This is a genomic window from Thalassolituus pacificus, assembly GCF_025318105.1.
Taxonomy (GTDB): Bacteria; Pseudomonadota; Gammaproteobacteria; order Pseudomonadales; family Oceanobacteraceae; genus Venatoribacter; species Venatoribacter pacificus.
In genome coordinates this window covers 131,755-156,021 of record NZ_JAOANI010000002.1, presented here as the reverse complement: position 1 = coordinate 156,021, position 24,267 = coordinate 131,755, and the positions used below count along the sequence as shown (strand labels likewise).

Genomic DNA, 24,267 nt, shown 5'->3' with positions numbered 1-24,267 from the left:
GTTAAAGGCTCAGGCTTTTCTCCGATTTAAACGTCAGCGGTTTGGGGTTCCACGCCTTTAAATCCGGTGCAATTCCCATTTCTCCGTTCAGTGTGTACGTGACAGCGGCTTTTCCGGTCAGCAAGCGCAGCACGCTGCTGCCTGCCTCAGACAAACTCAGTGACAACGGTACCGACAGCGTTTTACGCTCACCTGTATTCAGCTTCAGCGGTTTAATGCTGCTGCTGGTCAGGGTTTTTCCGGCAGCCGATAATTGATAATTCAGCGTGTTTATATTCAGCGCAAAAGAATTCGGATTGCTGATGGCAATATCGACCGTCAGACGCAGGCGGGTGAAACTGGCTTCCTGTACGCTGATTTTTTGCAGACTGACATCCGGTAACTGCGGAATCGGCAGTGTATCTTTGTGGCTCAGAGGCAGGCTGACGTCACCCAGTAACGGCACCTTCATGTTAATGCGCCCGGTTATTTCATAAGCAACGGATGATGTATCTTTAATGCCCGACACCGTTCTATATAAATCGGTAAATTTAAGTGTAACCGGCAAAGTGATGTCACGACTGCCTTTCGCAGGCAACGAAATACTGCTGTCGGGCTGCACAACGGTTACGATCTTTTTGTCACCAATATTAAGATCCAGTGTCAGGCCAACCCCCGGCAGCTTAATGGGATTAGGGTTTTTAACTGTCACTTTAGCCAGCAGAGTAACCTCTGTTAAGGACAGTTGACTGACGGTTACCGATGAAATCTGCGCCTGAGGCTTCTGTGCTTTGGCCATGTTCTGCAGATTACTGCAGCCAGTCAGCAGCAGGGTCATTAAAATGAGCAGTAAGGGGAAGCGGGTTTGGTTTTTCATCATCTATCTCCGGTCATCAGGTCGCAGTGTAACACGCTGTCCGGGCTTTAAATGGGATGTCTGGCGGGAAAAATTGAGGTGCAGATGGCCTCCCCACAGGGACTCGAACCCCGATCGTCCGCTTAGGAGGCGGTGGTTAATTTTAATTAAGTTATTGAAATATAAGCAATTTATATGGACGCTTTAGTTTTTGACACTGTTTTGACACGAATGGCAGAACCGTGCTGAGTTTTACAGTGGAACAAATTTCTCGTTGTGGTTGGAATCAATGCTTAATCGTAGTCTGATCCTTTCACTTAGTGATATGTTTGAAGTGATGATATCTAGTTGTGTCTGTGCAGATGTGAGTTGGTAAAAGCGCACGTAGTAATCAAACAATTCATCATCAATTTGCTCGGTAGTATCCCTTGCTATATCAACTAGAAAGTTATCCACATACTCGGCTACGAGACCTGGAAGGAGCGATGAGTGCTCTGGTAATTCACCAAGCTTGTAAGATAGATACATAAATATGCTGCCAAGTTTTTTAGTTTCACAGTCTTTATATGAATGCAGCCCGAATTCCACCATTATTTCATCAACAGTGCATTTAGAGTGAACCATGCTCCACCGCGACAGAGCACTAGATTCTAAGGGTAGGGATAAGCAGGATTGGGATGCTATTCTTATCATTTCAATAACAGTTTTTGCTGCATTTAGAAATATCAAAGGTTTGAAATATGAATGCGTATGCATTAGCTCGGGAGTATATAATTCATATCCAGAAGACAGTATTTGAGGGAATGAAAAAACATCCCTGTATATGCTATCTTGACCATCTGAGTGTGGATTTTTTAAGATAAATAGATGACGGTATTTTTTGTATAAATATTCGACCTTTGGGTTATCTAAAGAAATGTTTTTTGGGGTCTGGTAACATATTTTTATTAATTGGTTGTCTTCCTTGATTTGCTCGTTAAATTCTTCGCCGTAGACTTGAATTTTTCCTGAAAATATTTTCTCTTTATCATATATAGTTGCATGAGGGTGGTAGTTGCCATGTTGTGCTGCGCTGAACAATATTGATGGATCGCTACTAGCCTTGTTTATTGGTGATCTAAACTCTTTAAGCTCTTCTTTTAGGTGATTTCGAATTGAATAGAAATTTGAAATCATATCGTTCTGAGTGTCTCTTTCATGACTTATTTGTGATAATTCTGAACGATGAATGGCAATTACTACAGCGCCTATTGCCAGAGATGCAGCGAGAATGTCAAATGGTAAGCCACTGTTTTTGAATGCTTGATACCATTCAAAAGGAAAGGTGTAAGCATTGGAGGGGGTTTGAAATATAAATAGAGCCACAAGTGGAATTTCAATTAAAATCGTAATTAAAAGCCACCACTTAAAGGGTCCGTAGTGGTAGATTTGCTGTTTACCTTCGTGGATTCTGTTCTTCATTAAATCTTTGAAGCGAACAGCGAGCTGAAATGATGGAAGGCTATTAGCCTTAAATGCTGATGAAAGAGACAGGAATAGTGCGACTATACCTATGACTGACATCAGAACTAAAACGAACAAAATCCCTTGTGGTATGGATATTGTTGGGGCCATTCTTAACTACTCCGTAGTGTCTCTATTTGTCCTGATAATTGCTGTAGGACATTCTCTGCTAGTTATGGTGATGCGCTGTTAACAGGACTCTGTTACTCGACATTCCTTTTTGAAATCAAATTCAAGACATCTTTGATCGATGGCATATCATCAGATGTTTTATTCCGATATATATGATCCAGTGGTGATCTATAGAGCATTTTGGTTAGTCTGTCGGTGATATTATCCCTAACGTCCGGATTGGTTATCTGATCCTTCATTGGATTCATGGTAATAGCTAATATTGACTTAAATTTATATTCTTCCATTATGTTTCTTTCCTTAATATATTGTCGGAAGAGGAAAAAAGTCATTAATGCTAATGGTATACCTTTTGTGAAGAAGGGTAGATGTGTTGTTGGTGAAGGGTTTACATATAAGTTGGATATGTCATATTGAAAATACAATGTGTATGCTGTTAATGCTAGAAATAAAAATGAACAGCCACCCCAGAATAATACCCAGTAAAATGATTTTTTAGCCCTGTCTGCAAACTCGGAAGAAAAGTATCGCTCAGTTAACTCTGATGTTAGTGCTCGAATGTTTTCATTGTCGCTAAGTATCTTATTGATTTCATCTGATAACGATTTAGTCTTTTTATCTAGAGATTTTATAATAAGATTGGCTGAGTTTATCTCTTGTTTTAATTCAGCATCGTTTAGCTGGTTCTTTTTCAGGAAAATGGCTATTGTCGATACGATGTAGGGGTTGTCACTTTCTTCAGGGTTTACTGAGATTCCAATGAATAATATATCCATGAAATGGCTTAGTATTGCGTCTATGAAATTCTTTTGTTTCAAGGAATCTTTGTAGTCATGGTTGATGTTATTTGCGATGTATATTGCCATGGATACTGAGTATAGTTCTTCAACATCGGCTTCCAATGAAAGCTGATCACTAATTGATCTTAATTTATCATGAGCCTCAATTCTGCGTTTTACAGATCTGAAGTAAAGCCTGACATTTTGAAGAATCGTTTCTGCGTCTCCAATTGTATATGTTCCCTCGTTGAAACCATCATAATTTTCCATGGCCTTCAATATTTGATCCAAAATATTAGAAGCATTATCTAATAATTCGTAAAACTCTTTTCTCTTCATGTTAAATCTCCGGCAGTCTTTCTACAGCATCCCGCTGGCTGGCTTCGCGGGTGTTGTAGTATTTCATAGTGGTTTGGATGTCCGCATGGTCCGCGAGTTGTTGGACCTTCTGCGGGCTTTCGCCGTTGTTGAGTAGCCAGGTGATCATGGCGGCGCGCATTGCCCAGTGAAAGGGTTTTACCTTTGGTAGGCCGCACTCGGCTATGGCTTCGCTCATTGCGCGGCTGATGTTGTCAGTATGGGCATACCAGGGTTTCCCTGTTCCATCATCAAGAAACCAGAACTCAGCAGGGTTTCTGTTTGCCAGATCGCTCTCCAGGTATTCGTAAAAGCGTTGGCTGATAGGTTTGTTCGGCCATTTGCTGCCTTTGTTTTTCCAGTCCCGTTCTGGCACGTCTCGTATTCTGATGAACATCCCCTGCATGTCTATCGCATCCAGTGGCAGGTGAGCAATTGGGCCAATACGCATCAGTGAGTTTGTTGCCAGCATGAAGGCACGGTAAAGGTTTACGGCATTTACCGTTGGCCTGCCTGGTTCAGCGGATTCTATCTTCTTCAGAAGGTGATTCTTTAAAATCCGGAGCTGATCAACGCTGAAGACTTCCATATCTTTCTGCGGAAGCTTTGGCTTTTTCAGGTTGTGGCGCTTATCTATTAACTCGTTATCGTATGCCCAACGCAGAAAGTTGTTCAGGTGGCGCAGGTGCATATGCTGAGTGTTAACCGATAGAAGACCGCCTGCTTTACCACCCGAAAGATTCTGAAGCTGCTCTATGAAGGCAATGTTGTGGTCCCGGCTGAAATCACGTAAGCGGTGATCGCCAACATGCTTAACATAGAGCGCGATACTGTGGCTGTAGTATTTTAATGTGCGGGGGCTATTGGTTACTTTTACATGCTCAAGCCAAGACTTTGCAGCATCAGACAGACTGATGTTTTTCTTGCGGTATTCCCGCTGGCGTTGCTTCTCATCGACAATGAATGCTGCCTCGCGGATTTCCTTTTCTTTTACGTCGTAACGCTGCTGGGCAATCTGCAGAGCGCGTTCAGGCGTCATGCTTGCCACTTCGTCGGCGTTCATCAAACGACGGCGCAGCCCACGGCGACTAGCCTGAAAACCGGCCAGTGGATCGTGCGGAAACTCGCCGATTAGGTTGCCTTGCTTATCAAAGCTGATTAACTGGCGCATCGGTTGCCTCATTTTTTTGATAGCATCTTTTCCATATATCAAAAATACAATTCGGCTTTTCCGGATTGAATGTATGAAATTGGGTAATATCTATCCGAGTATTATTGCTCTTTTTGCAGATTCCCATTGCAAGTATGTGTATTAGCTTTTCACAATCGTCATAATTTATCATCTGGTTAATATTTTTAGCTTTGGATATTCTCATTAATGCACTTTCATCGATAATAGGAATGTACTCTTTGCTTTCGTATGCGAATGCGATTAGTCTTTTTATCGTGACTAAATCGGTATCAACATTGTCTTTTGTTATTCTTCTTATTTCTTCAGTTCTGATGTCTAATGGGATCCTAATTTCTTCCAGAAATTCTTTTAGATAATTCAGTGTACTAATAATCGGTTCTTTTTCATGCTTTGATATTGGTAGTGAATTTGCTATCAAGCTTAAAGTTACCAGGAAGTGACTGTAGATGCATGCGGCTTTAAATACTTTAAATATACCATCGGTTTCACTTTCTATTATTTCGAAATGAAGTTTTGATATTTTATTTCTCGGAATATTATCTATTAGGTTGCATCTTGATAATATTTCGTCAATTCTTTCTCTGCTTTCATGCGTCTCTTTTAAATCGTAAATTTCAAATGTCTCTAAAAATTTTCGATTTTCCTTCAATATAGACTTTTCATTGTCGGTCAGGTCTGAGTAGTTTTTCTTGAATGCGTTTGTGTCTTCTTTGAAGTTAGATTCGTTTATGACCTTCTCGGCTGACTGTATGAAAATTTTAACATCTCTGTGTAGTGCTTGGTTTAGTGTGAATAGACCATTTTCAGGAGCTTGGAATAGGTATTGAATTATCGGTCCGAATCCGTCTTTTGGCTTTATTTTGAAGCTAAATGGATCTTGAGATTCTTCGCTGAATCTATCTATGTTGTCAGATATATACTTCGACATGGAGAAGTAATTAGTAATGTTTTTTGTTGAGACCTGTAGTGAGCTTTGAAAGCTTGTTACTAACGATCTGTGCCAAGCAGTGAAGAATGCGACAAGGGCCAGATAAACCCCGCCGATTTCATATATGAACTTGTGTTCTTTAAGAGCAGTGTATGCTGCTTTTATATTTGTGGATTCAATGGGGTAGCATATTGCGAAAAAATAGTATATTTCCAATAGCACGAATACTGCGGTAAGAGCTATCAGTGGCCTGAAGGTGATTAGGTTCGAATCTTCGGAAATTGGTTTCCCTTTGATAATTACGATTGCTTTTCCTAATAGTTCATTGATGCGGGTCATTTCTTTTTTAATTCTCATATTGTCGCAGGCCCCGTTTAGCTGGAGCCTGCTGTTCTTGTTTCTTGGTCTATTCCTGCCAGCTGATGGCATTCGGCAGTGGGACGGTTTGGTTCAGTGACAGCGTGTTGTCTAATGCGCTGCCCAGTTCTTCCAGTTGGCTGGTAACCGTGAGCGATTTGATGTTTCCAGCGGTTTGGCTGATTACTGTCAGGTGGCTGTCTTCGCCCTGCAGTTCGTAGAGTTTGCCGTTCCAGGTGCAGTCGATCTGTGCGAAGCGGTCGCTTGTTGCATCTGACTTGAGCTGTTCGCCGGCTTCAAACTTTTTGCTGTCTACACCGATCCGGCAGAAGTTGCCGGGATTGCCTTTCAGCAGAAAGTACAGGTTAGGCTCTTCTGTGAAGGTTGGCTCGTAGGCGAGGAATTCCAGCTTTACAGGTTCTTCAATTGTTGTCTGGCACGCGGTGAGTGCGATGAATGGCAGTAGCAGGGTTAGTTTTTTCATAAGGAGTCCTTTCCTTGTTTGGTTAGTCTGTGCGTACCTGTTGGTTAATCATGTGGACCAACTCTTGAATGGTAAGCGTATTAGATTTTTTCCTATGGATTACAGAATGGCAATTTGCACATAGTGGAATCAGGTCTTTTTCTGGGTTGATAGCCTTCGGAGTATCAAACTCTGAAACTGGGTTTATATGGTGAATGTGTATAAATCCATCTGCATAATCGCCATAGAACTGTCCGAAATTGAAGCCGCAAGCCGCACAGTTCGTGCCGTGTATGGCTATAGCCTGTTTCCGGTACTTAGGATCGCGTTCGTAAACTGTAACGTATTGCTTCTTCTCTGTCCCTTCGCTGCCAGATTCAAGACTGATTTCTGTGTCGTTATAGTCGCCATCGTTATAGATGGCTTCTTGTTCTGAAATTTGCTCTGGCTTTATGTGAGAAAGAATTAGGTTGTAAGTCTCTCTTGTTATTTCCCGAACACCATTGCGCCAGTAGTTGCTTCTCTGTGAATCTGGGATTACTTCTAGGAATTCTTCATTCTGTTTGGCTAGGACCGGAATATTAAACGAAGCGTAGCCTTCAATTGTGGCAAAAAAATCACCTTTAGCGCTTTGTTTGTCTGGATATACTTTTCCGATGACGGCTTTGGCAAAGTAGTGGGGGTCATCAGAGAGGCGTTTGTCACGGAACTCGGCCTTCTTGATTTTCCCCTTGTAGTAGATGACCTCTGTACCTGGGGTTAAATATTTTCTATACCGCTTAGGAAAGTGGTACAGAAAACCGGTTTGGTCTTCCCAGATTGATTCGTCGTTTTCTGTAATTACTGTGTGCATTTACAGGTTTGTGTCCTGTGGGAGTGTTATATGTCGAATGTGTATTCTTCGCCTTGCATGACTTTTCGGAATAAATCTACAGCTGCCTGAGAGTACTTGTGTGCTTGAATTTTCTCTCCTGACTTGATTGCAATATGATACTTGTTGTCACTACTCTTAAGATTTTTACCGTGTATTTCTTCTAATTTTTTAATGATTTCATTCGCAAAGTGCCAGTAGTTAAAGCCAAGTTCTTTTGCAACGTTACTTAAGGAGTAAGGGTAGGTTGCGTTTATGGATGATGGATCGTCTAATGTTGTAATTCCGTATAACTTTGCGAATTCATCGTCGGTAGATACGGCGTGCTCTAGTATCTGGAAGTCTACTTCTATGGTTTTCTTAGGTATGTCATGTCTTACAAGCTTGTAAGTTCTGGCTAAAACAGATCTTAAAAGCTTAGGATTTATCTGTCTAATTGCTTCATTTGAGGATAATGTTTCATATATCCAATCAAAGGAGTTAGCTTTAATGCTTTTTACCCTGACACTCTTTTCATGGTCGATGGGGATCAATTTTTCTAAAGCATGCTGGCCAGTGTTTTCTGCATTCTCATCCCATTCAACTAAATATATGTTTGGAATGAGTTCGTGTTCTGGTGCCAAGATTTCATCTATGTCAGAAAGTATTGTTCTAATGTTCGGGTCTTGAGCGCTATACCCAAGAATTATAAGGGGGTGTTCTGCAAAAAATGTAAGAAGCTTTGCACTAAGATACTTTTTCTTTAATCCAAAATCCTCGTAATCCTGGCTTGTTAGTACTAGGCTCCTAGGGGATGAGCTGCAGCCGTGAATTTTAATTATTTCTCCAACTGATGCGTAATTTGCCCTTAGTATCTCTTGGCCAATGATGGGGGCGTAATCTGGGAACGTATTTTCTAGAAACGAATCATAGTTAGTGGTGATTATCGCATATGGGTTTATACTTTTAAGAATTCGTATTTCATTTTCGTATTTCTGTAGGCGTGTTTGTGCTTCAGCTGTTGTAGAGCTGTCTTGAAAGATTTCTGAAACTATATGTTTAATGTAAATGTTCGAAGGTTGATTGCCTTCGAATAATTCCTGAGGAAATTTCTCTTGCTCTTCCCATGCCCATTCCCGTATGAGTTCAGAGAACTCGGTGCCAATTTTTATAGGGTCGTCATGCTTTTGCTTATAGTAAGCTATCTTCTTGTCTATTTTTGGGCAGGTGGCAGCGAGTATTTCTAGAAGGCCATACCATGTTGGGGTTCCAATATAGCGTTGTGACATGCCTGATCCAAAAAACAGAATAGGCTGTACCCCCATGGCATCGAGGCAAGCTTCAAGATCGTCTTGAATTAATCTTCTATATTCGTCGTAATTCATTGTTAATCCCTTTAACGTGTAATGTCTAAGTTTATTCCGAGACTTACATCCGTCTTCCCGACCACACCACACGGCCGATGATGGCCAGCTCATCGCTGGCGGCTTCGTCAATTTTCAGTTCGAAGGGCTGGTAGGCCGGGTTGTCTGAGCTGATGCGCAGTTTTTGGCCGGGCAGGCGCTGAATGCGTTTTACCAGCAGGCTGTCACCCATGCGGATAACGTAGATGCCGTCGGTGGTGATGTTCTCGCCGTTGCGGCGGTCCACCAGTATTACGTCACCTGGGTGCAGGGTAGGGGTCATGGATTCGCCCTGCACGTTGATCAGGTAGAGGTCTGCCGGTGTTGCGTCCAGTGTCTGGCTGATCCACTCGCGTTTAAACGCCAAAGAGTCCACCACTTCTTCATGTTCAACCACAGCACCGTGTCCGGCGGCGGCCGATACGTTGTAAAGCGGGATCAGCGCATAGCGGTCTGAAAGGCTGTCTGCAGATGCTGTCTTGGTGGTTGCTTTAGCTGGAGCCTTAATGGCTGGCTCTGCTGTGCCATCGGCATACATCAAGCCTTGGCCAGTCATCAGCCAAATGAGGTTAACACCAGCTACTTCGCAGATTTTCAGCAAGTTTTCGCGCGTTGTTTCGCGGCCCTCTTCCTTAAGTCTGTGTAGCTGCGTTCTTGATATGCCGGTGGCTGCGGCCAGTTTTGGTCCGCCAAACTGCTCTAACAGCAGGGTCATTCTTTCATTAAATGTCGTCATGATCCGTCACTAATAAGGAATGTCATTCCTAAAAAGGATTGACATTCTTCTATATCCCTAATAAGTTACCGTTACGGATAGGGAATATTGTTCTATGTGTTCGCAAATACCCATAGTACACAAACTCCCTGATTAGTCACGCCTTAGCGATATAGGGGTCAACTATGGATTTTCTGTCAAAGCCGCGGGTTTCGTTGGCTGACTTGTCCCGAAAACTGAACATTAGCCAGAAAACACTGCGCTTATGGGAACAAAACGGGACATTACCGCGAATGAACCGCATAGGGTCTGTGAAGTTCTGGACGGAAGACCAGATTGCCGACTGGGAAGCGCGGAACGTGGTTCCCGCTGATGTCACCACTGCTCAAAGTGGAGCCTGATATGGGACACAACCAGCCGGCCGCAGAGGCCTTTATCACCATTAAGAACAAACCCGTTTTGTTGCGCGTTGCGAATGGCTTTTTTGGCATTGCCTTTGGCAGTGCAGAAACCGCCGCCGTGATTTCTGTTGAGCTGACTGACATCAGCCTGACGCGCTGCAACAACGAAAGTTATTTGAACGCCGGGCTGATGCTGTTTGGCCCACTGGATGACGACTCGGCGCGCACGATTGCCGGGCTGATTCAACCCACTTTGCACTGAGGGACCATGACTATGGCAAAGAAACCTGAAGCCGAAGGCAGCCGCGTTATCAGCCTGCTGCGGCAGAAAAAACTGAACATGACTGAAGCGGCCGATGTTATCGGCGTGAGCCTCACCACGTTTAAGCGCTGGAAGGCGCGGGGGGATTTACCGCGGCCAATCAGCATTGGCGGCAAAGAGCGTTGGCTGGAGTCGGATATGGAGCAGTGGCTACTGGACCAGAACCCACACCTGCGTGACCGGATGGAGCTGGAGCGGCAAGCGCGCGTAGCCATTATGAAACAGCGCGAAATTTTACGGCAGAGGGGCGTAGCCCTGGTGGGGGATTAAGCATGGCAACTTTAACGCTGAGTAATATCACCAGCACTCAGGACGCAGGGCTGAGCATTAAAACCGAAGGCAGTGGCTTTGTTGAAATTAAGGGCAATGGCTTTCGTGCGGTTGGCTGGCCTTGTGATGTGGTGCTGAGCACGAGCAATAACCTGTTGTGGTTTCTGGAAGTTGGCCAGTTTCAGTTTGGGCCTATGGGCGCTGGTATGGCCAAAGGCGTCAGCGATTTTCTGGCCACTGAGCTGGCAGACGTTGGCATTGACTGGCAGAACAGCAGCCTCTGAGGTGCATGATGAATTCTGTTATTTGTCGGGATTGTGGGCGGGAATCTTTTTCGCGTGAATTTGTTTCCTGCTGCCCGCACTGTAAAGGTTCGGTTGATTTAATTTTTGCCAGCCAGGCGCAGCCGGAGCAAACCCGGCTAAACCGTTTGAACGCTGCACTTGAAGTTGTGAAGCGCGATGAAAAATACGCCTATGAGCGTTACCACGCATTAAAAGCGGATGCGGCCACTGCACCAGATGTTGTGCAGGCCGCGAAAGTACATTGGCAGGAGCTGGACGAACTGATTGTGCAGCTGATGATTTTGATTGATGACGAATCTGACCTGCAGGAGCTGCTGAATAATATTCTGCAGTCTTCATCTTCCTTTACTGAATCTATTCCTTTAGCCAAGAGCGCGTAATTAACAATGCTTTCCGAATTTGCATGGGTTGGGGGAACTGCGCCCAAAAAACGACCTTACTGGTTAGAACAGGCGGAAATAACCGCCAGTGGCTACCCATTATTTGAGCGGCCATTAATGCATGACTGGCAACGGGTTGTGCGTGATACCAAGGTGAATGGCATTCGTAAAGCGAACCAGCGTCTGGATGCTATACGCCGCCAATTTAAGTTTGGTGATTTTCGTATAGACCAAACCGATGACACGTTGGTGAGTGACTACGCCAAATCTAAATCGCAGCAGTGCATTAAGTTGCTGGCAGGCTGGATGCTGGGAAGGACAGAGCAACAGGAGGCTGCAGCGGCTGTTGCTGGCCTGATTAATCACCACGGTTTGTATTACAACTGGGACGACCTGCTGGAGAAAAACAAATTGCAGCCGCTGCTGATGCGCTTTCAGGATCAGGCCTGGTGGCGGCGGAAAATTCGCCGGGTGGCGGCACAGCGTATTGAGGCCATCAGCCGTGAGCTGGGTTTTGTTAATCGTGCCCGTGGCATTTATTGCAGCGATATTGGCCGGCAGGAGTTTAAGCGCCGTAAGCAGCTGAACCTGACGATGATGGAGCACACCGTGCTGGAGAATGAGCTGGGCGAGCAGTTTACGCTGGCCGACCTTGCGGCACTGAGTAATGCGAACCCGGTTATTCGCCGTACCGAATTAATGGTCCGCATTGCGGGCTTTGAAGCGTATGCCAAAGAGCTGGGTTATGAAGGCTGGTTTTTTACCATTACCTGTCCGAGTAAATACCACGCCGCGCACCAGTTTGGTGGCCGCAACGATAAGTTCTGCGGGTTTACCCAGCGCGATGCGCAAAATTATTTGTGTGATTTATGGTCGCGCTTCCGGGCTAAGGCAAAGCGTAATGAGTGGCGCTCGTTTGGCTTTAGGGTTGCGGAGCCTCACCACGACGGTACACCGCACTGGCATTTACTGCTGTTTATTCACCCGGACGATGCACTGCTGTTTGCTGGTGCGTTGCGCCGCTATGCGTTGAAGGAAGACGGCAAAGAGCCGGGTGCATGGCATGCGCGCTTTAAGGCCGAAAAGATTAAAGAAGGCATTAACCCAGACACCGGCAAGGAGTACAGCGCGGCGGGCTACATTGCCAAATACATTGCTAAAAGCATTGATGGCGAACACGTAGAGCAGGATTTATACGGCGAGGATGCCAAAGCCTCTGCGGTGAATATCTGCACCTGGGCGAGCCGTAACGGTATTCGCCAGTTTCAGCAGCTGGGCGGCCCCAGCGTAACGGCATGGCGAGAGCTGCGCCGCCTTGGCCGGTTGAGTGAAGAAGCGCTGGCCGAACAACCGCCACTGATTAAAGCAGCGGTAGAAGAGCTGGAGCGATTGAATCAGGAAAGTGCCGCCAGTGCCTGGGCGTGGTTTTGCCGCTTTGCTGATGAGAACGGAAAAATCAGCCTGTGGCGCATTGTTAAAACCGCTGAAGAAACGCTGGAAGCCATCGACGAAGACAGCGGCGAAATTTACGAAATAACCAGCCCCAAACCCCTTATTAACCATTACCGCGAGCTGCTGGAAAAAGATCACGGCATTCGCGTTATGGGCATTAACGAAACGCTGTATGTGCAGACCCGCTTTCATACCTGGGAGGTTGTGAGCGCCACGCCTGCCGAAGCTGAGGCTATTCACCAGCGCCGTACCGAAGAACGAAACAGCCGCGCAGCGGCCGCCGCCCTTCGGCGCGCGGAGCGTGACGCCGGTTGTGACGTTGAAGGCGCGCCAGCGCCGCCTTGGACTGGTGTCAATAACTGTACGGGGGGCACGGAGCCGCCCGATAAACCAGAGCCAGCACCGCAGCAGATTTTATTAATTTCGTAGGAGGCCAGTATGAATCAACAGACAGAACGGACCGAACTGACGGATAAGCAGCGGGGTTATGCACGTTACCTGCTGAAACTGAATATTGGCCGCCGTAATGATGTGCTGGCGAAAATGCGCCCGCCGTTGCGGGAAAAAATGCGCGGCTTTATGCGCGATGTCTGGGCGCAGCAGGTGGCCGGGTTTGAGCCGGATGTTAAGCGGCTGTATCTGGAGCGGCTGCGCAATGAAAACCGGCTGGAATATAACGCGCTGCTGCCGCTGGTTGCGGCCTTTGAGGTTGTGGGGGTTGGGGTATGAAAGCCATTTTTCCACTGATGCTGCTGGCCGTTTTTGGCTGTGGCATTTCTGCGTGGGCGGAATTCTCGCTGTTTGTGTCGTTTGCACCGGATGCCGATGATCTGCTGGCACCGGTAACGGCGGCCCTGGGGGCGTTGGGTGTTTTGTTTGTGGTGGGGCAGTTTGTGCTGGCCGATCAGGCGGCCCGGCGTTACCGCAGTGGTCAAATTGTTTTGGCCAGAGTGTGCGCAGCTGCCTGTGCGGTGTTGCTGGCGGTGAGTATTAGTGGAACGGCCAGCTGGTTTGAGTCGGCTTATCAGCAGGGGGAGCAGGTGCTGGCGGCTGAGACTGAGCCAGCACCAGCGGTGGCGCTGGCCATGGCCGTGACCGCGCAGGATATTGCTACCGCAGGCGGACTGTTGGCGACGGCCGGGGCTGAGGAGGAGCGGGGCAATCATTGGCGTGCCGGTGAGCTGCGCCGCCAGGCTGCTGAAATTAACCAGCGGGCTGCGGGGGCGCTCAAACAATTTGAGGGAAGTGGCAATGAGCGACAAATCCCGGCCGCGACGCAGGCTAGTGTTACCGGCCGGGTGTTAGGTGACCGCAGGGGCTGGCTGTGGCTGGCGATTGCCACACTGACGGACCTGATTCCGCTGTTGGCGGTGGTGCTGATGGCATTGCCGGCAGAACAGCAGGCCGGAACTGATGAGCATAACGAACCAGCGGCCAGACCAGATTGCAAACCACAGGGCGAACCAGTACAGACCAGCCCAAACAAACCGAACCAAACCGCCAAACGATTTGTGGTACCGGGCGGTGGTGTGGTTCAGACCATTGCTGACCATATTCAGCGCACCGGGCAGGTGCCGACCAAACGCCAGGCGCAGGCTATGGGGGTTGGGTACACTCGCTATAGTAACGCGCTGGCCGAGTTGGCGGGGCTAGGCGTAGTGCGGCCGCGGGGCAGTGGGCGGGGTTATGAGGTGGTGTGATGATGGATATTGAGAACCCGGCTAAGGCCGGGTTTTTTGTGGGCGCTCGGCAGAGAGGCGGTGGCGGGCATGAGTTGTAAACGCCCCGGATACAAATTGCGCCGCTTTGCCAGAACAGTAATTTGAAAAAAAATTAAAAGGGACGCTAGCGTCCCCAGACAGGGCATTTGTGATCCAGTAAGGTGAGTTTCAGTTGGGATGTCCCTGCTCGGCTATATATGAGTGAACCACGTGGTTCTAAATCTCTGAAGGAGTTACGCATGATCGAAACCTATACGTTTTTCGTAATAGTAATTGTTATTTTGGTTGGTTCCGGTCGCCGTTGGCGGCTAAAGGGACGTGGATACGGACTGGAGGTGGATATGCAGATGGCGTAAAAAGAAAGCCCGGCATTGCCGGGCTTTCTTCATGCGTGACGGTGTGAATCGTCCGGGGTAATGCTGAGTTTACAGCCGAATACGCCCAGCACTTTGCTGATGGTGTCCAGCTTAGGGTTGGCGCCTTCTTCCAGCGACTTGTACAGGCTGGCACGGGTGACGCCGGCTTTGGCTGCTACTTCGGTCATGCCTTTGGCGCGCGCTGCAACGCCCAGGCAGTGGACCAGATGTTGTGTGTTGCCGTCTTCTGCGGCACGGCTGAGAAATTCCCGGATATCGTCTTCGGTTTCCAGGTACTCCGCCGCATCAAATGCTTTGGTTTTAGTGGTCATGTTGGGCTCCTTGTTTAGAACCGTCCCTGTTGGGAACGGCTTTGGGATGCACAAATGGCCTGCTCTCCGGCAGGCTCATCTGAGTTCCCAGAACTGCTTACTTAAGCAGTTCTTGTAGTAGTTCGTTCGCTTTCTTAATGTCTCTATCCTGGGTGCTTTTGTCGCCTCCGGCCAGCAGGATTACCAGTCTGCCGTCGCGGATTGTGTAGTACACCCGGTACCCAGGGCCGATAAACAGGCGTAGTTCGTGCAGATCGCTGCTGATAACCTTGAAGTCGCCAAAGTGGCCGGTGCTCTGGATTTTGGTGATCCGTTCCAAAATTGCGATACGTGCGGAACGGTCCTTGAGCTTGCGGAGCCACTTATCAAAATGATCTGTCGTTTCTACGTTATAGTTCACTGGCTTCCCTGAGTGGTAAGTTTAGATTGTATCCTACAGGATACAATTTTGCGAGTAAAGGAGAATAAGTACATGGCTAATAAAACACCTAAAAAAGAACAACGACCAATGAGTCGAGATGAGTTTGAGAGGATTTTTAAGCGCTTAGATGAAGTGGTTGCCGAACTCCACTACATTTGGAAAGAGTATCGGAAAGTGTTTACGGGAAGGCCTGAAGATGTCGCGATACTGAATCAGTCTGGAAGCAATTTCTTGTATATAGTTCAGCACAGCCTGTTAGATCAGGTCGCTTTGATGTTCTCAAAACTGACAGATCGAAATAAGCAGAGATCTGATGAGAATTTAAGCCTTGCTCAGGTGAATGTGTATGCATCAGATAACGGTGACTTGGATCTTGTAAAAGACTTGAAAGAACTGCTGGATCATTTAAAAGAGGGGTGCGAGAGATTCCGGGTCTTAAGGAATAAACGCATAGCACACTCTGATTTAAACCATGAGCTTAATATTCATGAAACACCATTAGAAGGAATTTCAATGGCGTATGTTGAAGAAGCTCTTGATAGATTAGACCGGTTTATGAATAGGGCAGAGGGATATTATTTTAATAGAACTACAGCTTATGGAATGACAGCGGGCCCGGTAGGCGCGGGTGGGCAGCGCTTTATGTCTGTTCTTGATGCTGGAGTTCAAGCATTAGAAAAATAAAATTTTATTTCATTGATACTGCGCCAGCACCTGCCGCCGTTGGTCGGCCGGCAGCTGGTCCAGCATAAAGGTCAGTGTTAACTGCAGGGCTTCGTCTTTCGGGTTTATCCAGTGGCTGAATGCTACATGGCTGACAAAAGAGTTATCGAATTTTTCGCACTGGTGATTGGTGCAGCGGGCATATACCGAGTTGATGTCGTCTGCCGTATTGGCGCGGCTATACACCGTAGCTTTCTGCTGGCAGGCAGGGCATTTAATACGCATGTCGGTAACCTCGGTAATAAACTGGCAGGCAAGGGCATCTGCCCCGTCCTGCAAAGTATAACCACTACTGTATAAAAACTCAGCATTCATTCCGTTACCCTTTTATCGGTCAGGCTTGTGTGTTTACGCCGGTATCAAAATCAAATTTAAAGATTGGGCGGCCAATAATATCGTTCAGCTCTACAAAGGGTTCTACCTGGGCGCGCACCTCGTTCTGGCGGTAGAACCGCTGAATCTTTTCAATGTCACCAAAGCCGCCGGCATTGTCCGGTGCCATGCCGGCCAGTGCCGGTTGCATTCCGTGGGCGATCAGAATTTCATTTTTTGAAATGGTTTTAATTGTATTGAACTCATCTTTCTGCCCAATATCGCCAACCGGGATCAGCTTCACCGCGTCTTTATCACCACCCGGAATATTAAGGTACATGCTGCGGAAATTGCCGGGGCCTTTACTCTGGCGCACTGCTTCTGAAATTTTCTTTTCCAGGTCTTTGTCCATGTTCTTGTCGGTGGTGTACAGGATGTACCCCATGTGCGAGCCGTTCAGGAAATAACGTCGGCGGAACAGGGTACTTTCGCTGCTTAAAAATACGTCCTGCAGTCCGCCAATCCAATCCGGCACGCCGTAGATGCTTTGGCCGGTGTCGTACTGCATGCCCATGTGAATTTCACCGCGTTCAAATTCAATGCGGCCCTGCGAGCCGTTAACCAGCATCAGATGCTGGCCTTTCGGGCGCACACGCATATTCAGCGCCGGTACATGGCGGTAACCCAATGTATTGCCGAGTACGCTGCGGATGTCCTGAAAAAAGAAGTAACCGAATGTCTGCAGGTCACGCGCACAGCGGGCGAAATCGCGTTTCGGCATGCCGTTTGTCTGCGGCTGATAGCAGATGCTGGCCTGTTGTACTTTGAAGTTAATACAGCGGCGGTGAATGCCGTTTTTACGCGCCAGAGTATCTAACCCGCTGGGCAGCAGGGGCGGGGTGTAATAATCGGCGTCTTCGTAGTAATACACGCCCAGAATATCGGCCAGACCGTTTACAACGGGTTCCGGATCGCCGAACGAAAACCCAACGGCACCGGCCGCCGCCTCTGCCGTGTGCTGCTGATTTTTTGCTGGCTGTTGTGCGGTTTGTCGTGCTGGTTTACGGCGCTTGCTCATTACGCGGCCTCACTGATGATAACGGTGGTTTTCTTGTCGTTTGGGGTGTCGGCGGTCAGGTCTTCAACCTGCAGTGCGTGCATGATTGCCCATGCCACATCGGCGTGGCCTATCTTGCTGTCACGGGCGGCCACATAGCTGATGCCGCTGCCAGTGGCCTGACGGCGGATGGCCATAAACGCCATCGGAATGTCTACATAGTCGGCTGACCAGCGGATGCGGTCTTTTGAAATAACTGCCTGGGCTTTCAGCACAAGGCGGGTTTTTGCGTCCACGCTGTAGTGAATCGGCGTTGCAGACGGATAGAAGTTCTGCACCTGTTCAAACACACCGTTACCGGGGCCGGTGCAGTCAATGCCAATAAACACCACGTTGTAGTGGTCACACAGCTCTTTAATGCTCTGCGCCTGGAACTGCCAGTTTTCGTTTTTCATGCTGATGCGTTCCAGCAGCGTAAAGCGGCCACCTGCGGTTGTCGGTATCGCCAGTACCACCACCTCGGCCCAGTCGCGGGTCCGGCTGGGATCGTAACCAATGGCCACCGGGCGGTTACCATAGGGGCGTGCTGCGCCGGGCTTGAAGCCGTGCCAGCGGTCATCATTGGCGGCGCAGCCCAGCAGCTGATTAAGATTAAAGGCGCTGTTCTGGTCGTCGATAAATTCGCATTCATACAGCTGCCGGAAAACGTCTGGTACGTTCTCAATTTCGAGGTCAGACAGTTTGAACAGATTGCAGCCACCGGACATTGCGTCGTGAATGGTGATGACTTTGCGATACATGCCATCATTTGCCGCATGGCCAAGCTGTAATTGTTTTTTGGTCGGCATTTCAAAGGTTGGCAGGTGCGGCCGTTTTTCTTGTACCTTCTGATATTCTTCACCGCTCCAAAGGAAATAGGCGTCGTGCGATTTAACGGACGGCGTAGAAAAATACGTTTTGCGGTAATGCTTGTGTGAGGCGATAGCACCGGCCAGCTTGTTCAGCTTTTCAAAGTCCCGAATCCAAAACACTTCATCAAGATACACATCACCGGACGGGCCTTGTGATGTGCTGCTGTTGGTCGATAAAAACCAGAACGTCACCGGGCCGTGGTCGGTGTGGATGGTGACTTCATCACCGCCTTTTACTTCAACGCCGAACCATTCCATTGCGAACGCCAAAATATAGCGCTTAAACAGGCGTGACTGGTTTTTACTGGCGGATAAAAAGGCCTTATTGCGGCCTTCCAGCAGCGCCAGGGCGAACGCTTCGGCAGAGCAATAAAACGTCCAGCCGATCTGGCGCGATTTTAAATAAAAGCGGCGGCGGAATTTTTCGTTGTCGGGGTCGTTAAGCAGCTTCTGAAATTCTGCCCACTGGTATGGGAACAGCTTGCTTTTCAGCTTTTCCAGAATTTCATCACGGCTGATGCCGCTGAAATCATTCTTCTGCCTTTTCTTTTTACGGCCACCTGTCACTTCAGCATTGTGCTGTGCTTTAACAGCTGCCTGGTGGTCTGCATCCAGCGGCAGGCTGGTTTGCAGGTGGTGGGCCTGCATCTGAATGGGGTCCGGGTCGCCGGGCAGGGTTACTGCTGCAATGCGGCCCTGAATTTTCTGGTGCTTGGCCAGCAGTGTCTGCAGCCGCTCTATTTCATTCAGCTGGGCTGGGCTTAACGTGTCTTTGCTGTTCAATATGGTCAGGATGCGGCGGTTATAGGCTTCTTCAATGTCGTCTGTCTTTACCAGGTCGTGCCAGCCGTCTTTTTCAATCCAGTCATAAAGTGTGCGGCGGGGGACGCCGGTTTCCCGCGCAATATCCGGAACCGTTACCCGCTTTATAAACAGGGTGCGCGCCAGCGCTTTGATGTCGTCTGAATATCGTTTCGCCATATCTGCAGAATTCTGTGCCGGTTAATGCGGTTATTTTCTGCAGTGTATAAACCCGGCGATATAAAAACGCGGAGAATATTTTTAAAGGCTTCTGGATATAAGCAAATAGAAAAATAGCGAATTTTTGCCGCTAAAAAACCGCGTTTTAAATGGCTAGTCTGCACATATCGAAAGGCACTGAGCCGAACGCAGAAGCGAAAACGAATAAAGGGCGGGGATATGTAATGCCGGTAATTGATCAGTGGTTCACGTTAGCAACAGCAGGCGAAACCGTAGACGGCCGCGTAATTGAAGAGCAATGGCTGCGCGACATGGCGGAACGCTATGACCCGAATTATTACACCGCTGTTATTGATGCTGACCATGAGCTGGATTATTTCGGAGCCTATGGCCATGTTGCTGAAGTTCGACTGGGTGAAAAAGTTGGGCGAGTGTCACTGGAAGGAAAACTGAACGCTAATTTCCGGCTGATGGAAATGAACCGGATGGGGCAGCGCCTCTGGTTCAGCATCTGGCCGAAAGAAGTGGAAGGTAAGTGGTATTTGTTCCGTCTCGCGGTTACCGATAAGCCATCAAGCATTGGTACCGACATGATGAAATTCAGCGCGCTGCCTAATGGTGAAAAGCCGCTGTTCACCGAACCTAAGCCGCTGGAATTTACCGTGCAGGATAGCCAGAGCGATAAGTTCACCAGCTTTATGGGTGGTCTGCGCGGTTTGCTGGATCGCTTCAGCACCAATCAATCGATTCAACAAACTGAAGAACCTGAACAGGACGAAGACGCTATGACACCTGAACAACTGAAACAACTGACCACCGCTTTTACTTCAGCCATTGAAGCCCAGGGCGAAAAATTCACCGCAGCCATTGCTGAGCTGAAAAAGACACCGGAGACGGTGACGACTCCGGCAACACCATCGGCTGGCGATGATGGCGACGATAAACAATTCAGTGCTGCTGAAGTCGCTAAAACTCTGAAAGCCATCCAGGAAGGCCAGAATAAACTTGAAGAGCAGTTCGCAGAGCTGAAAAAAACACCGGGCAATAACACTCAGTTCACTGATTTAACTGGCCCATCTGAAGACGAAGATACTTCTTGTATCTGCTGATTTAAAAAACCACTGAACGCAAGCAAGGCTGAACAGCTGAAAGAAAAGGGAAACCGATATGCGTAATGAAACCAAAACTAAATTTAAAAAACTGCTGTTCGCCATTGCCGTGGCAAATTCCGTTGCAGCCAGCGGCGTGGTTGCAGGTGAACAGTTTGCAGTTTCGGAGCCGATTGAAACAAAGCTGAACGACAGTGTTCAGGCGTCGTCCGAATTCTTGACAATGATCAGCATGCACCCGGTTGTTGATATGAAAGGCCAGGCGTTGGATATGGCCGCCGTTGGCATGATTGGTGGCCGTACCGATACCAGTGGCTCTGGTGAGCGTTCTGGTACCGAACTGGGCGCACCGGATGGCACCACCTGGGAAGTGGCACAGACAGACTTTGATGTGTACATCAAATATCCGACTTTGGATATTTGGGCCCGCTACAAAGACTTTTACAGCCGTTATATGAAGGCAGTGTTTAAAGCCATTGCGCTGACCCGTATCACCATTGGCTGGCACGGTACTCATGCGGCGGCGACAACCAATAAAGCAACCTATCCGCTGGGTCAGGATGTGAATAAAGGCTGGCTGCAGGTCATGCGTGACCAGGTACCAGAAAATATTATTGGTGAAGGTAAGCACCCTGGTATGGGGAAAATTTTTATCGGTCAAAGTTCATTTAACGAGGATTACCAGAATCTGGATGCAGCAGCGTATGACCTGTACCAGATGATTCCTGTCGAGCGTCGTACCGGTGATGAAGTTGTGATTGTTGGTGCCGCTCTGGTGGCAGCTGACATCGGAAAGACCCTGACTGAACATGCGGGCAAACCTTCTGAAAAGAAACTGGGTATCACCACTCTGTCTGCAACCTATGGCGGTCTGAAAGCCGTGCAGGTGCCGAACTTTCCGGATAACGGCCTGGTGGTAACCGACCTGAAAAACCTGCACCTGTATTACCAGGAAGACCGCACCCGTCGCCAGAATCAGGACGAGCCGAAACGTAACCGCATTAACGACTGGATCAGTTCGAACGATGCCTATGCAATCGGTGATCGTTTTGCAATTGCAGCGTTTGAGCCTGCATCTGTAGTTATCGTTAACGAAAAGACCCCGGACACGGTTTTTCGCACGACTTGATAACGGAATAGCCACTTAATCGTGGCTATTAAATACACCAAATAAAATGCACAGGATAACCACCATGACCACACCAGCACGCCTTTGGGCAGAGCGTAAACGTAAAGAACGTGAGCAGGCGCAGACACGCGCTGCCATTGAATCTGCTGACGCAAAAGCCGTTACCGAACTGACCACGACAGCGACAGGCTTTGAAAGCCTGTGCATGAATCTGGAACAGGATCTTGTGTTGTTGTCGGGTAAGTCGTTGGAAGAAAAAGCGGCGTTAAAATCTGAGCGTTTTAAGGTGTATATGGCGCACGTTATTGAATACATGAATCAGGGTGAGGTTTATGCCAACCCTGTTCTTGTAGAAATGATGATCTGGTGCTTTGACCTGCTAATGGCAAAACATCCGGCAGGTAATGCCGTACTGTTTGAAAAACTGGCCATGCAGTGTGTTGACGAAGGCCAGAAGCTGCCAGCGCGTTTTACCAGTAAGAACATTGCCACTTTCGTGGCGGATTCTGTGATGCAGTGGGCGCTGCAGCAGGTGAAGTTAAAACACAGCCCTGATCCGCTGTTTACCAATGTATTTAATGCGCTGCCGACCTGGACGGTACCGCAAGCTGTGCTTATGAAATACCACAAGCTGGCCGGACAGCTGGCTACGGATAACGGTGAATGGGAAGTCGCATTTGTGCAACTGACCAAGGCCGACTTACTGAGCACGCCGAAGCATCCGGCGAAAGTAACCACGCTGAAAAAACAGGTGGTTAAAGAACTGGAAAAGCAGGGGATTCCCCTGCCCAGTGTGGACAACGACAGCAAGGAAGCTGACACCGAATAACGACTCCTGCACCACCGGGTGGCCCTTAACCTTCAGCAGCTCAGGCAGAGGCCTGTCTGAAAGGGTTAAGTAAGCCGCCTACCTATTTAAACCGGGCAGTTAACAGCAGGCCAGATGATGAGTGATTACAGCTTTGCCCCAAAAGCGCAACTGGTACGGGATAACAGTGACATTCCGAACGGGGCTTTTTGGCCTGCACTAAATCAGGCGGATTTTTGCGAGCAGTACGCGATAGATGATGACTTGCCCAATGCCATGATTAAAAACGCGCTGGTTATTGCCGCCGCGCGTACTAACCGGCGCCTGAACAGCTTTCGTCACCAGGTGGAGAGCAGCGGCGCGGTAAGTTTAGAAAATGCAGATAGTTCAACCGTGGCGGAATTATCGGTTGTTGTGGCGCTGTACCTGCAGGCAGTTTACAGCGATGCAAAAGCACAGCTGATTACCGACAGCATTACCACCGGGCGACGTGTTGATGCAGAAAACTCAGCACGCACGGGTGACGAGCTTGCGACCCATTATTTTGCCCAGGCTACAGGTGCGATTGCTGAAATTCAGTGCGTAAGTGCAACCGGGGTTTATCTGATATGAAAACCCTTAATTCACTGAATGAGCTGATTTATCAGAACCGCAAAGTTCTGAACGTATCGCTTAACAGCTTTGATGTGTTTATGGAGTCGGGAAAGCTGGAGGCAGGTAGCAACAAAGAAGATGACAACGGCCTGCACTATGCCGATTACCGTTATCAGGTGGCGCTGCAGATCGAGAATATGCACGCCGACCGTGGCGGCATTTTACTGGTGCTGCTGCATCAGTGGGTAACCGCACTGGAATACCGCAGCGACCTTGACGCGCCGGACATTGTGACAACGGTACTGACCGGCCAGAAACTTGACGTTGAAATGACACTGGAAGTACGCGACCCGATTTATTTAACGCGGGATGACGAAGGCCCGATTGTTATCAGAGGGCAGAAGTACAGCTTTGGTGACCATGTGCTGAATGTTGCTGAAAGTGTGACGGTGACCGGGAGCATAAAGCTGTGATTACAACCCGGATGCAGGGCGAGATGAAGCTGATGAAGCAGCTGCAGGCTCTGGCAATGCCAGCGGCAAAGCGGAAGAAGTTTCACCGTGAAGTGACGCGCCTGGTTATCCGTGAGGCCAGAGCGAATACAAAAGCACAGCGGACAGTAACCGGTGAAGCATTCGCACCGCGTGTAAACCAGAAGAGAAAAAAGCCGCTGCTGAAAAATGTGGCGAAAGCTAAAAACCTGAAAGCCTATGTCGGGCCAAATAGCGGAAAGGTCACATGGCCTAATAGCCTGAGCGGGAAGATAGCCAGGGCGCAGCAGGAAGGCCAAACAGAAACACTGACCGCCGGAAAAATGAAAAAGATTCGCGGTGTTCCGGACTATGACTCACCGGCTACAAAAGCGCAGGCCAAAGCCTTGCTGCAAGCCGGGTTTAGACGACCGACGGGTAAATATAAATCCGGCGTTAAGAAAGGCCAGACGAAAAGCCGCCGGGTTAGTAGTAAGTGGATCATGGAAAACATGACGCTTGGAAAAGCTGCTTTGGTTCTTCGGATATTGCTGGATAAGAAAACCAAAGCGTCATGGCCGGTAACGGTAAAAGCGCGGCCATTCTTCGGTCTGCGTAAAGCTGATGTGAACGAACTATCAGACAGATTAATTAAAAACATTTTGACGGACGTAAAACGTGCCGCTTAAAGGAGCCTGA

The 24,267-nt window shown here is 48.2% G+C and carries 29 protein-coding genes; 15 read left to right on the top strand and 14 right to left on the bottom strand.

Annotation, left to right across the window (positions count from 1 at the left end; all coding sequences use genetic code 11):
• Position 1 precedes the first annotated feature (1 nt).
• The 9 genes from NYR02_RS00810 to NYR02_RS00770 form a co-directional block, all read right to left on the bottom strand.
• Positions 2-859 carry an LEA/WHy family protein gene (locus NYR02_RS00810; RefSeq protein ID WP_260974495.1) on the bottom strand — a complete coding sequence of 286 codons (858 nt, stop codon included), beginning with the start codon at positions 857-859 and terminating at the stop codon, positions 2-4.
• A 228-nt stretch (positions 860-1,087) separates the two neighbouring features.
• Complete coding sequence (locus tag NYR02_RS00805) at positions 1,088-2,449, bottom strand: hypothetical protein (protein WP_260974494.1); 1,362 nt, start codon at positions 2,447-2,449, stop codon at positions 1,088-1,090.
• Between the two features lie 92 nt (positions 2,450-2,541).
• A complete protein-coding gene (locus tag NYR02_RS00800) occupies positions 2,542-3,588 on the bottom strand; it encodes a hypothetical protein (protein WP_260974493.1) in 1,047 nt (348 codons plus the stop codon).
• 1 nt (position 3,589) lies between these two features.
• On the bottom strand, positions 3,590-4,777 hold the full coding sequence (locus NYR02_RS00795) for a tyrosine-type recombinase/integrase (protein ID WP_260974492.1): 1,188 nt from the start codon (positions 4,775-4,777) through the stop codon (positions 3,590-3,592).
• Positions 4,755-6,083 carry a hypothetical protein gene (locus tag NYR02_RS00790; protein ID WP_260974491.1) on the bottom strand — a complete coding sequence of 443 codons (1,329 nt, stop codon included), beginning with the start codon at positions 6,081-6,083 and terminating at the stop codon, positions 4,755-4,757. The genes NYR02_RS00795 and NYR02_RS00790 overlap by 23 nt, the downstream gene beginning before the upstream one ends.
• A 49-nt stretch (positions 6,084-6,132) precedes the next feature.
• On the bottom strand, positions 6,133-6,567 hold the full coding sequence (locus tag NYR02_RS00785) for a hypothetical protein (protein ID WP_260974490.1): 435 nt from the start codon (positions 6,565-6,567) through the stop codon (positions 6,133-6,135).
• Between the two features lie 22 nt (positions 6,568-6,589).
• Entirely contained in the window at positions 6,590-7,399 is an 810-nt protein-coding gene (locus NYR02_RS00780; RefSeq protein ID WP_260974489.1) for an HNH endonuclease, read from the bottom strand.
• A 26-nt stretch (positions 7,400-7,425) separates the two neighbouring features.
• Positions 7,426-8,781 (bottom strand): SIR2 family protein, encoded by a 1,356-nt coding sequence (locus tag NYR02_RS00775; protein ID WP_260974488.1) that lies wholly within the window; start codon positions 8,779-8,781, stop codon positions 7,426-7,428.
• A gap of 43 nt (positions 8,782-8,824) precedes the next feature.
• Positions 8,825-9,355, bottom strand: a complete 531-nt coding sequence (locus NYR02_RS00770) for a S24 family peptidase (protein ID WP_260974487.1) — start codon at positions 9,353-9,355, stop codon at positions 8,825-8,827.
• A gap of 344 nt (positions 9,356-9,699) precedes the next feature.
• Here NYR02_RS00770 and NYR02_RS19565 point away from each other — a divergent pair, with 344 nt between their 5' ends.
• The 8 genes from NYR02_RS19565 (at position 9,700) to NYR02_RS00735 (ending at position 14,344) form a co-directional block, all read left to right on the top strand.
• A complete protein-coding gene (locus NYR02_RS19565) occupies positions 9,700-9,915 on the top strand; it encodes a helix-turn-helix transcriptional regulator (RefSeq protein ID WP_420864285.1) in 216 nt (71 codons plus the stop codon).
• Between the two features lies 1 nt (position 9,916).
• On the top strand, positions 9,917-10,177 hold the full coding sequence (locus tag NYR02_RS00765) for a hypothetical protein (RefSeq protein WP_260974486.1): 261 nt from the start codon (positions 9,917-9,919) through the stop codon (positions 10,175-10,177).
• 12 nt (positions 10,178-10,189) lie between these two features.
• Positions 10,190-10,507, top strand: a complete 318-nt coding sequence (locus NYR02_RS00760) for a helix-turn-helix transcriptional regulator (protein ID WP_260974485.1) — start codon at positions 10,190-10,192, stop codon at positions 10,505-10,507.
• 2 nt (positions 10,508-10,509) lie between these two features.
• A complete protein-coding gene (locus tag NYR02_RS00755) occupies positions 10,510-10,791 on the top strand; it encodes a hypothetical protein (protein WP_260974484.1) in 282 nt (93 codons plus the stop codon).
• Between the two features lie 146 nt (positions 10,792-10,937).
• A complete protein-coding gene (locus NYR02_RS00750) occupies positions 10,938-11,192 on the top strand; it encodes a hypothetical protein (RefSeq protein WP_260974483.1) in 255 nt (84 codons plus the stop codon).
• Between the two features lie 6 nt (positions 11,193-11,198).
• Positions 11,199-13,073: a replication endonuclease gene (locus tag NYR02_RS00745; RefSeq protein WP_260974482.1), complete on the top strand. Its 1,875-nt coding sequence runs from the start codon at positions 11,199-11,201 to the stop codon at positions 13,071-13,073.
• Between the two features lie 9 nt (positions 13,074-13,082).
• Complete coding sequence (locus NYR02_RS00740; RefSeq protein ID WP_260974481.1) at positions 13,083-13,373, top strand: hypothetical protein; 291 nt, start codon at positions 13,083-13,085, stop codon at positions 13,371-13,373.
• Positions 13,370-14,344, top strand: a complete 975-nt coding sequence (locus NYR02_RS00735) for a hypothetical protein (RefSeq protein WP_260974480.1) — start codon at positions 13,370-13,372, stop codon at positions 14,342-14,344. Before NYR02_RS00740 ends, NYR02_RS00735 begins: the two co-directional genes overlap by 4 nt.
• 406 nt (positions 14,345-14,750) lie before the next feature.
• Here NYR02_RS00735 and NYR02_RS00730 read toward each other — a convergent pair whose 3' ends face one another.
• Positions 14,751-15,053: an addiction module antidote protein gene (locus tag NYR02_RS00730; protein WP_260974479.1), complete on the bottom strand. Its 303-nt coding sequence runs from the start codon at positions 15,051-15,053 to the stop codon at positions 14,751-14,753.
• A gap of 97 nt (positions 15,054-15,150) precedes the next feature.
• On the bottom strand, positions 15,151-15,453 hold the full coding sequence (locus NYR02_RS00725; RefSeq protein ID WP_260974478.1) for a type II toxin-antitoxin system RelE/ParE family toxin: 303 nt from the start codon (positions 15,451-15,453) through the stop codon (positions 15,151-15,153).
• A gap of 72 nt (positions 15,454-15,525) precedes the next feature.
• Between NYR02_RS00725 and NYR02_RS00720 the strand changes: the two genes are divergently transcribed.
• Positions 15,526-16,158 (top strand): AbiU2 domain-containing protein, encoded by a 633-nt coding sequence (locus NYR02_RS00720; RefSeq protein ID WP_260974477.1) that lies wholly within the window; start codon positions 15,526-15,528, stop codon positions 16,156-16,158.
• Positions 16,159-16,167: 9 nt separating this feature from the next.
• Here NYR02_RS00720 and NYR02_RS00715 read toward each other — a convergent pair whose 3' ends face one another.
• The 3 genes from NYR02_RS00715 to NYR02_RS00705 are packed head-to-tail and all read right to left on the bottom strand — an operon-like array spanning position 16,168 to position 19,458.
• The gene (locus NYR02_RS00715) at positions 16,168-16,512 is read right to left on the bottom strand and encodes a hypothetical protein (RefSeq protein WP_260974476.1); all 345 of its coding nucleotides are present in this window, start codon (positions 16,510-16,512) and stop codon (positions 16,168-16,170) included.
• 19 nt (positions 16,513-16,531) lie between these two features.
• On the bottom strand, positions 16,532-17,587 hold the full coding sequence (locus NYR02_RS00710) for a phage portal protein (protein ID WP_260974475.1): 1,056 nt from the start codon (positions 17,585-17,587) through the stop codon (positions 16,532-16,534).
• Entirely contained in the window at positions 17,587-19,458 is a 1,872-nt protein-coding gene (locus NYR02_RS00705; RefSeq protein ID WP_260974474.1) for a terminase large subunit domain-containing protein, read from the bottom strand. The genes NYR02_RS00710 and NYR02_RS00705 overlap by 1 nt, the downstream gene beginning before the upstream one ends.
• Positions 19,459-19,682: 224 nt before the next feature.
• On the opposite strand from NYR02_RS00705, the gene NYR02_RS00700 reads away from it, so the two are divergent.
• The 6 genes from NYR02_RS00700 (at position 19,683) to NYR02_RS00675 (ending at position 24,257) form a co-directional block, all read left to right on the top strand.
• The gene (locus NYR02_RS00700; RefSeq protein ID WP_260974473.1) at positions 19,683-20,567 is read left to right on the top strand and encodes a GPO family capsid scaffolding protein; all 885 of its coding nucleotides are present in this window, start codon (positions 19,683-19,685) and stop codon (positions 20,565-20,567) included.
• A gap of 58 nt (positions 20,568-20,625) precedes the next feature.
• The gene (locus tag NYR02_RS00695; RefSeq protein ID WP_260974472.1) at positions 20,626-21,696 is read left to right on the top strand and encodes a phage major capsid protein, P2 family; all 1,071 of its coding nucleotides are present in this window, start codon (positions 20,626-20,628) and stop codon (positions 21,694-21,696) included.
• Positions 21,697-21,760: 64 nt separating this feature from the next.
• Positions 21,761-22,525: a phage terminase small subunit gene (gene gpM / locus NYR02_RS00690; RefSeq protein WP_260974471.1), complete on the top strand. Its 765-nt coding sequence runs from the start codon at positions 21,761-21,763 to the stop codon at positions 22,523-22,525.
• 114 nt (positions 22,526-22,639) lie between these two features.
• The gene (locus NYR02_RS00685) at positions 22,640-23,116 is read left to right on the top strand and encodes a head completion/stabilization protein (RefSeq protein ID WP_260974470.1); all 477 of its coding nucleotides are present in this window, start codon (positions 22,640-22,642) and stop codon (positions 23,114-23,116) included.
• Positions 23,113-23,571 carry a phage tail protein gene (locus NYR02_RS00680; protein ID WP_260974469.1) on the top strand — a complete coding sequence of 153 codons (459 nt, stop codon included), beginning with the start codon at positions 23,113-23,115 and terminating at the stop codon, positions 23,569-23,571. Before NYR02_RS00685 ends, NYR02_RS00680 begins: the two co-directional genes overlap by 4 nt.
• Positions 23,568-24,257, top strand: a complete 690-nt coding sequence (locus NYR02_RS00675; RefSeq protein ID WP_260974468.1) for a hypothetical protein — start codon at positions 23,568-23,570, stop codon at positions 24,255-24,257. The genes NYR02_RS00680 and NYR02_RS00675 overlap by 4 nt, the downstream gene beginning before the upstream one ends.
• Positions 24,258-24,267 lie beyond the last annotated feature (10 nt).

Excerpts from the sequence above, each read along its gene's own strand:
- NYR02_RS00715 (WP_260974476.1), bottom strand. The coding sequence starts at position 16,512 with ATGAATGCTGAGTTTTTATACAGTAGTGGTTATACTTTGCAGGACGGG.
- NYR02_RS00740 (WP_260974481.1), top strand. The coding sequence starts at position 13,083 with ATGAATCAACAGACAGAACGGACCGAACTGACGGATAAGCAGCGGGGT.
- NYR02_RS00735 (WP_260974480.1), top strand. The coding sequence starts at position 13,370 with ATGAAAGCCATTTTTCCACTGATGCTGCTGGCCGTTTTTGGCTGTGGC.
- NYR02_RS00710 (WP_260974475.1), bottom strand. The coding sequence starts at position 17,587 with ATGAGCAAGCGCCGTAAACCAGCACGACAAACCGCACAACAGCCAGCA.
- NYR02_RS00795 (WP_260974492.1), bottom strand. The coding sequence starts at position 4,777 with ATGCGCCAGTTAATCAGCTTTGATAAGCAAGGCAACCTAATCGGCGAG.
- NYR02_RS00770 (WP_260974487.1), bottom strand. The coding sequence starts at position 9,355 with ATGACTGGCCAAGGCTTGATGTATGCCGATGGCACAGCAGAGCCAGCC.
- NYR02_RS00785 (WP_260974490.1), bottom strand. The coding sequence starts at position 6,567 with ATGAAAAAACTAACCCTGCTACTGCCATTCATCGCACTCACCGCGTGC.
- NYR02_RS00790 (WP_260974491.1), bottom strand. The coding sequence starts at position 6,083 with ATGAGAATTAAAAAAGAAATGACCCGCATCAATGAACTATTAGGAAAA.
- NYR02_RS00775 (WP_260974488.1), bottom strand. The coding sequence starts at position 8,781 with ATGAATTACGACGAATATAGAAGATTAATTCAAGACGATCTTGAAGCT.
- NYR02_RS00765 (WP_260974486.1), top strand. The coding sequence starts at position 9,917 with ATGGGACACAACCAGCCGGCCGCAGAGGCCTTTATCACCATTAAGAAC.
- NYR02_RS00780 (WP_260974489.1), bottom strand. The coding sequence starts at position 7,399 with ATGCACACAGTAATTACAGAAAACGACGAATCAATCTGGGAAGACCAA.
- NYR02_RS00755 (WP_260974484.1), top strand. The coding sequence starts at position 10,510 with ATGGCAACTTTAACGCTGAGTAATATCACCAGCACTCAGGACGCAGGG.
- NYR02_RS00800 (WP_260974493.1), bottom strand. The coding sequence starts at position 3,588 with ATGAAGAGAAAAGAGTTTTACGAATTATTAGATAATGCTTCTAATATT.
- NYR02_RS00730 (WP_260974479.1), bottom strand. The coding sequence starts at position 15,053 with ATGACCACTAAAACCAAAGCATTTGATGCGGCGGAGTACCTGGAAACC.
- NYR02_RS00680 (WP_260974469.1), top strand. The coding sequence starts at position 23,113 with ATGAAAACCCTTAATTCACTGAATGAGCTGATTTATCAGAACCGCAAA.
- NYR02_RS00685 (WP_260974470.1), top strand. The coding sequence starts at position 22,640 with ATGATGAGTGATTACAGCTTTGCCCCAAAAGCGCAACTGGTACGGGAT.
- NYR02_RS00705 (WP_260974474.1), bottom strand. The coding sequence starts at position 19,458 with ATGGCGAAACGATATTCAGACGACATCAAAGCGCTGGCGCGCACCCTG.
- NYR02_RS00700 (WP_260974473.1), top strand. The coding sequence starts at position 19,683 with ATGCCGGTAATTGATCAGTGGTTCACGTTAGCAACAGCAGGCGAAACC.
- NYR02_RS00760 (WP_260974485.1), top strand. The coding sequence starts at position 10,190 with ATGGCAAAGAAACCTGAAGCCGAAGGCAGCCGCGTTATCAGCCTGCTG.
- NYR02_RS00720 (WP_260974477.1), top strand. The coding sequence starts at position 15,526 with ATGGCTAATAAAACACCTAAAAAAGAACAACGACCAATGAGTCGAGAT.
- NYR02_RS00745 (WP_260974482.1), top strand. The coding sequence starts at position 11,199 with ATGCTTTCCGAATTTGCATGGGTTGGGGGAACTGCGCCCAAAAAACGA.
- NYR02_RS00805 (WP_260974494.1), bottom strand. The coding sequence starts at position 2,449 with ATGGCCCCAACAATATCCATACCACAAGGGATTTTGTTCGTTTTAGTT.
- NYR02_RS19565 (WP_420864285.1), top strand. The coding sequence starts at position 9,700 with ATGGATTTTCTGTCAAAGCCGCGGGTTTCGTTGGCTGACTTGTCCCGA.
- NYR02_RS00695 (WP_260974472.1), top strand. The coding sequence starts at position 20,626 with ATGCGTAATGAAACCAAAACTAAATTTAAAAAACTGCTGTTCGCCATT.
- gpM (WP_260974471.1), top strand. The coding sequence starts at position 21,761 with ATGACCACACCAGCACGCCTTTGGGCAGAGCGTAAACGTAAAGAACGT.
- NYR02_RS00810 (WP_260974495.1), bottom strand. The coding sequence starts at position 859 with ATGATGAAAAACCAAACCCGCTTCCCCTTACTGCTCATTTTAATGACC.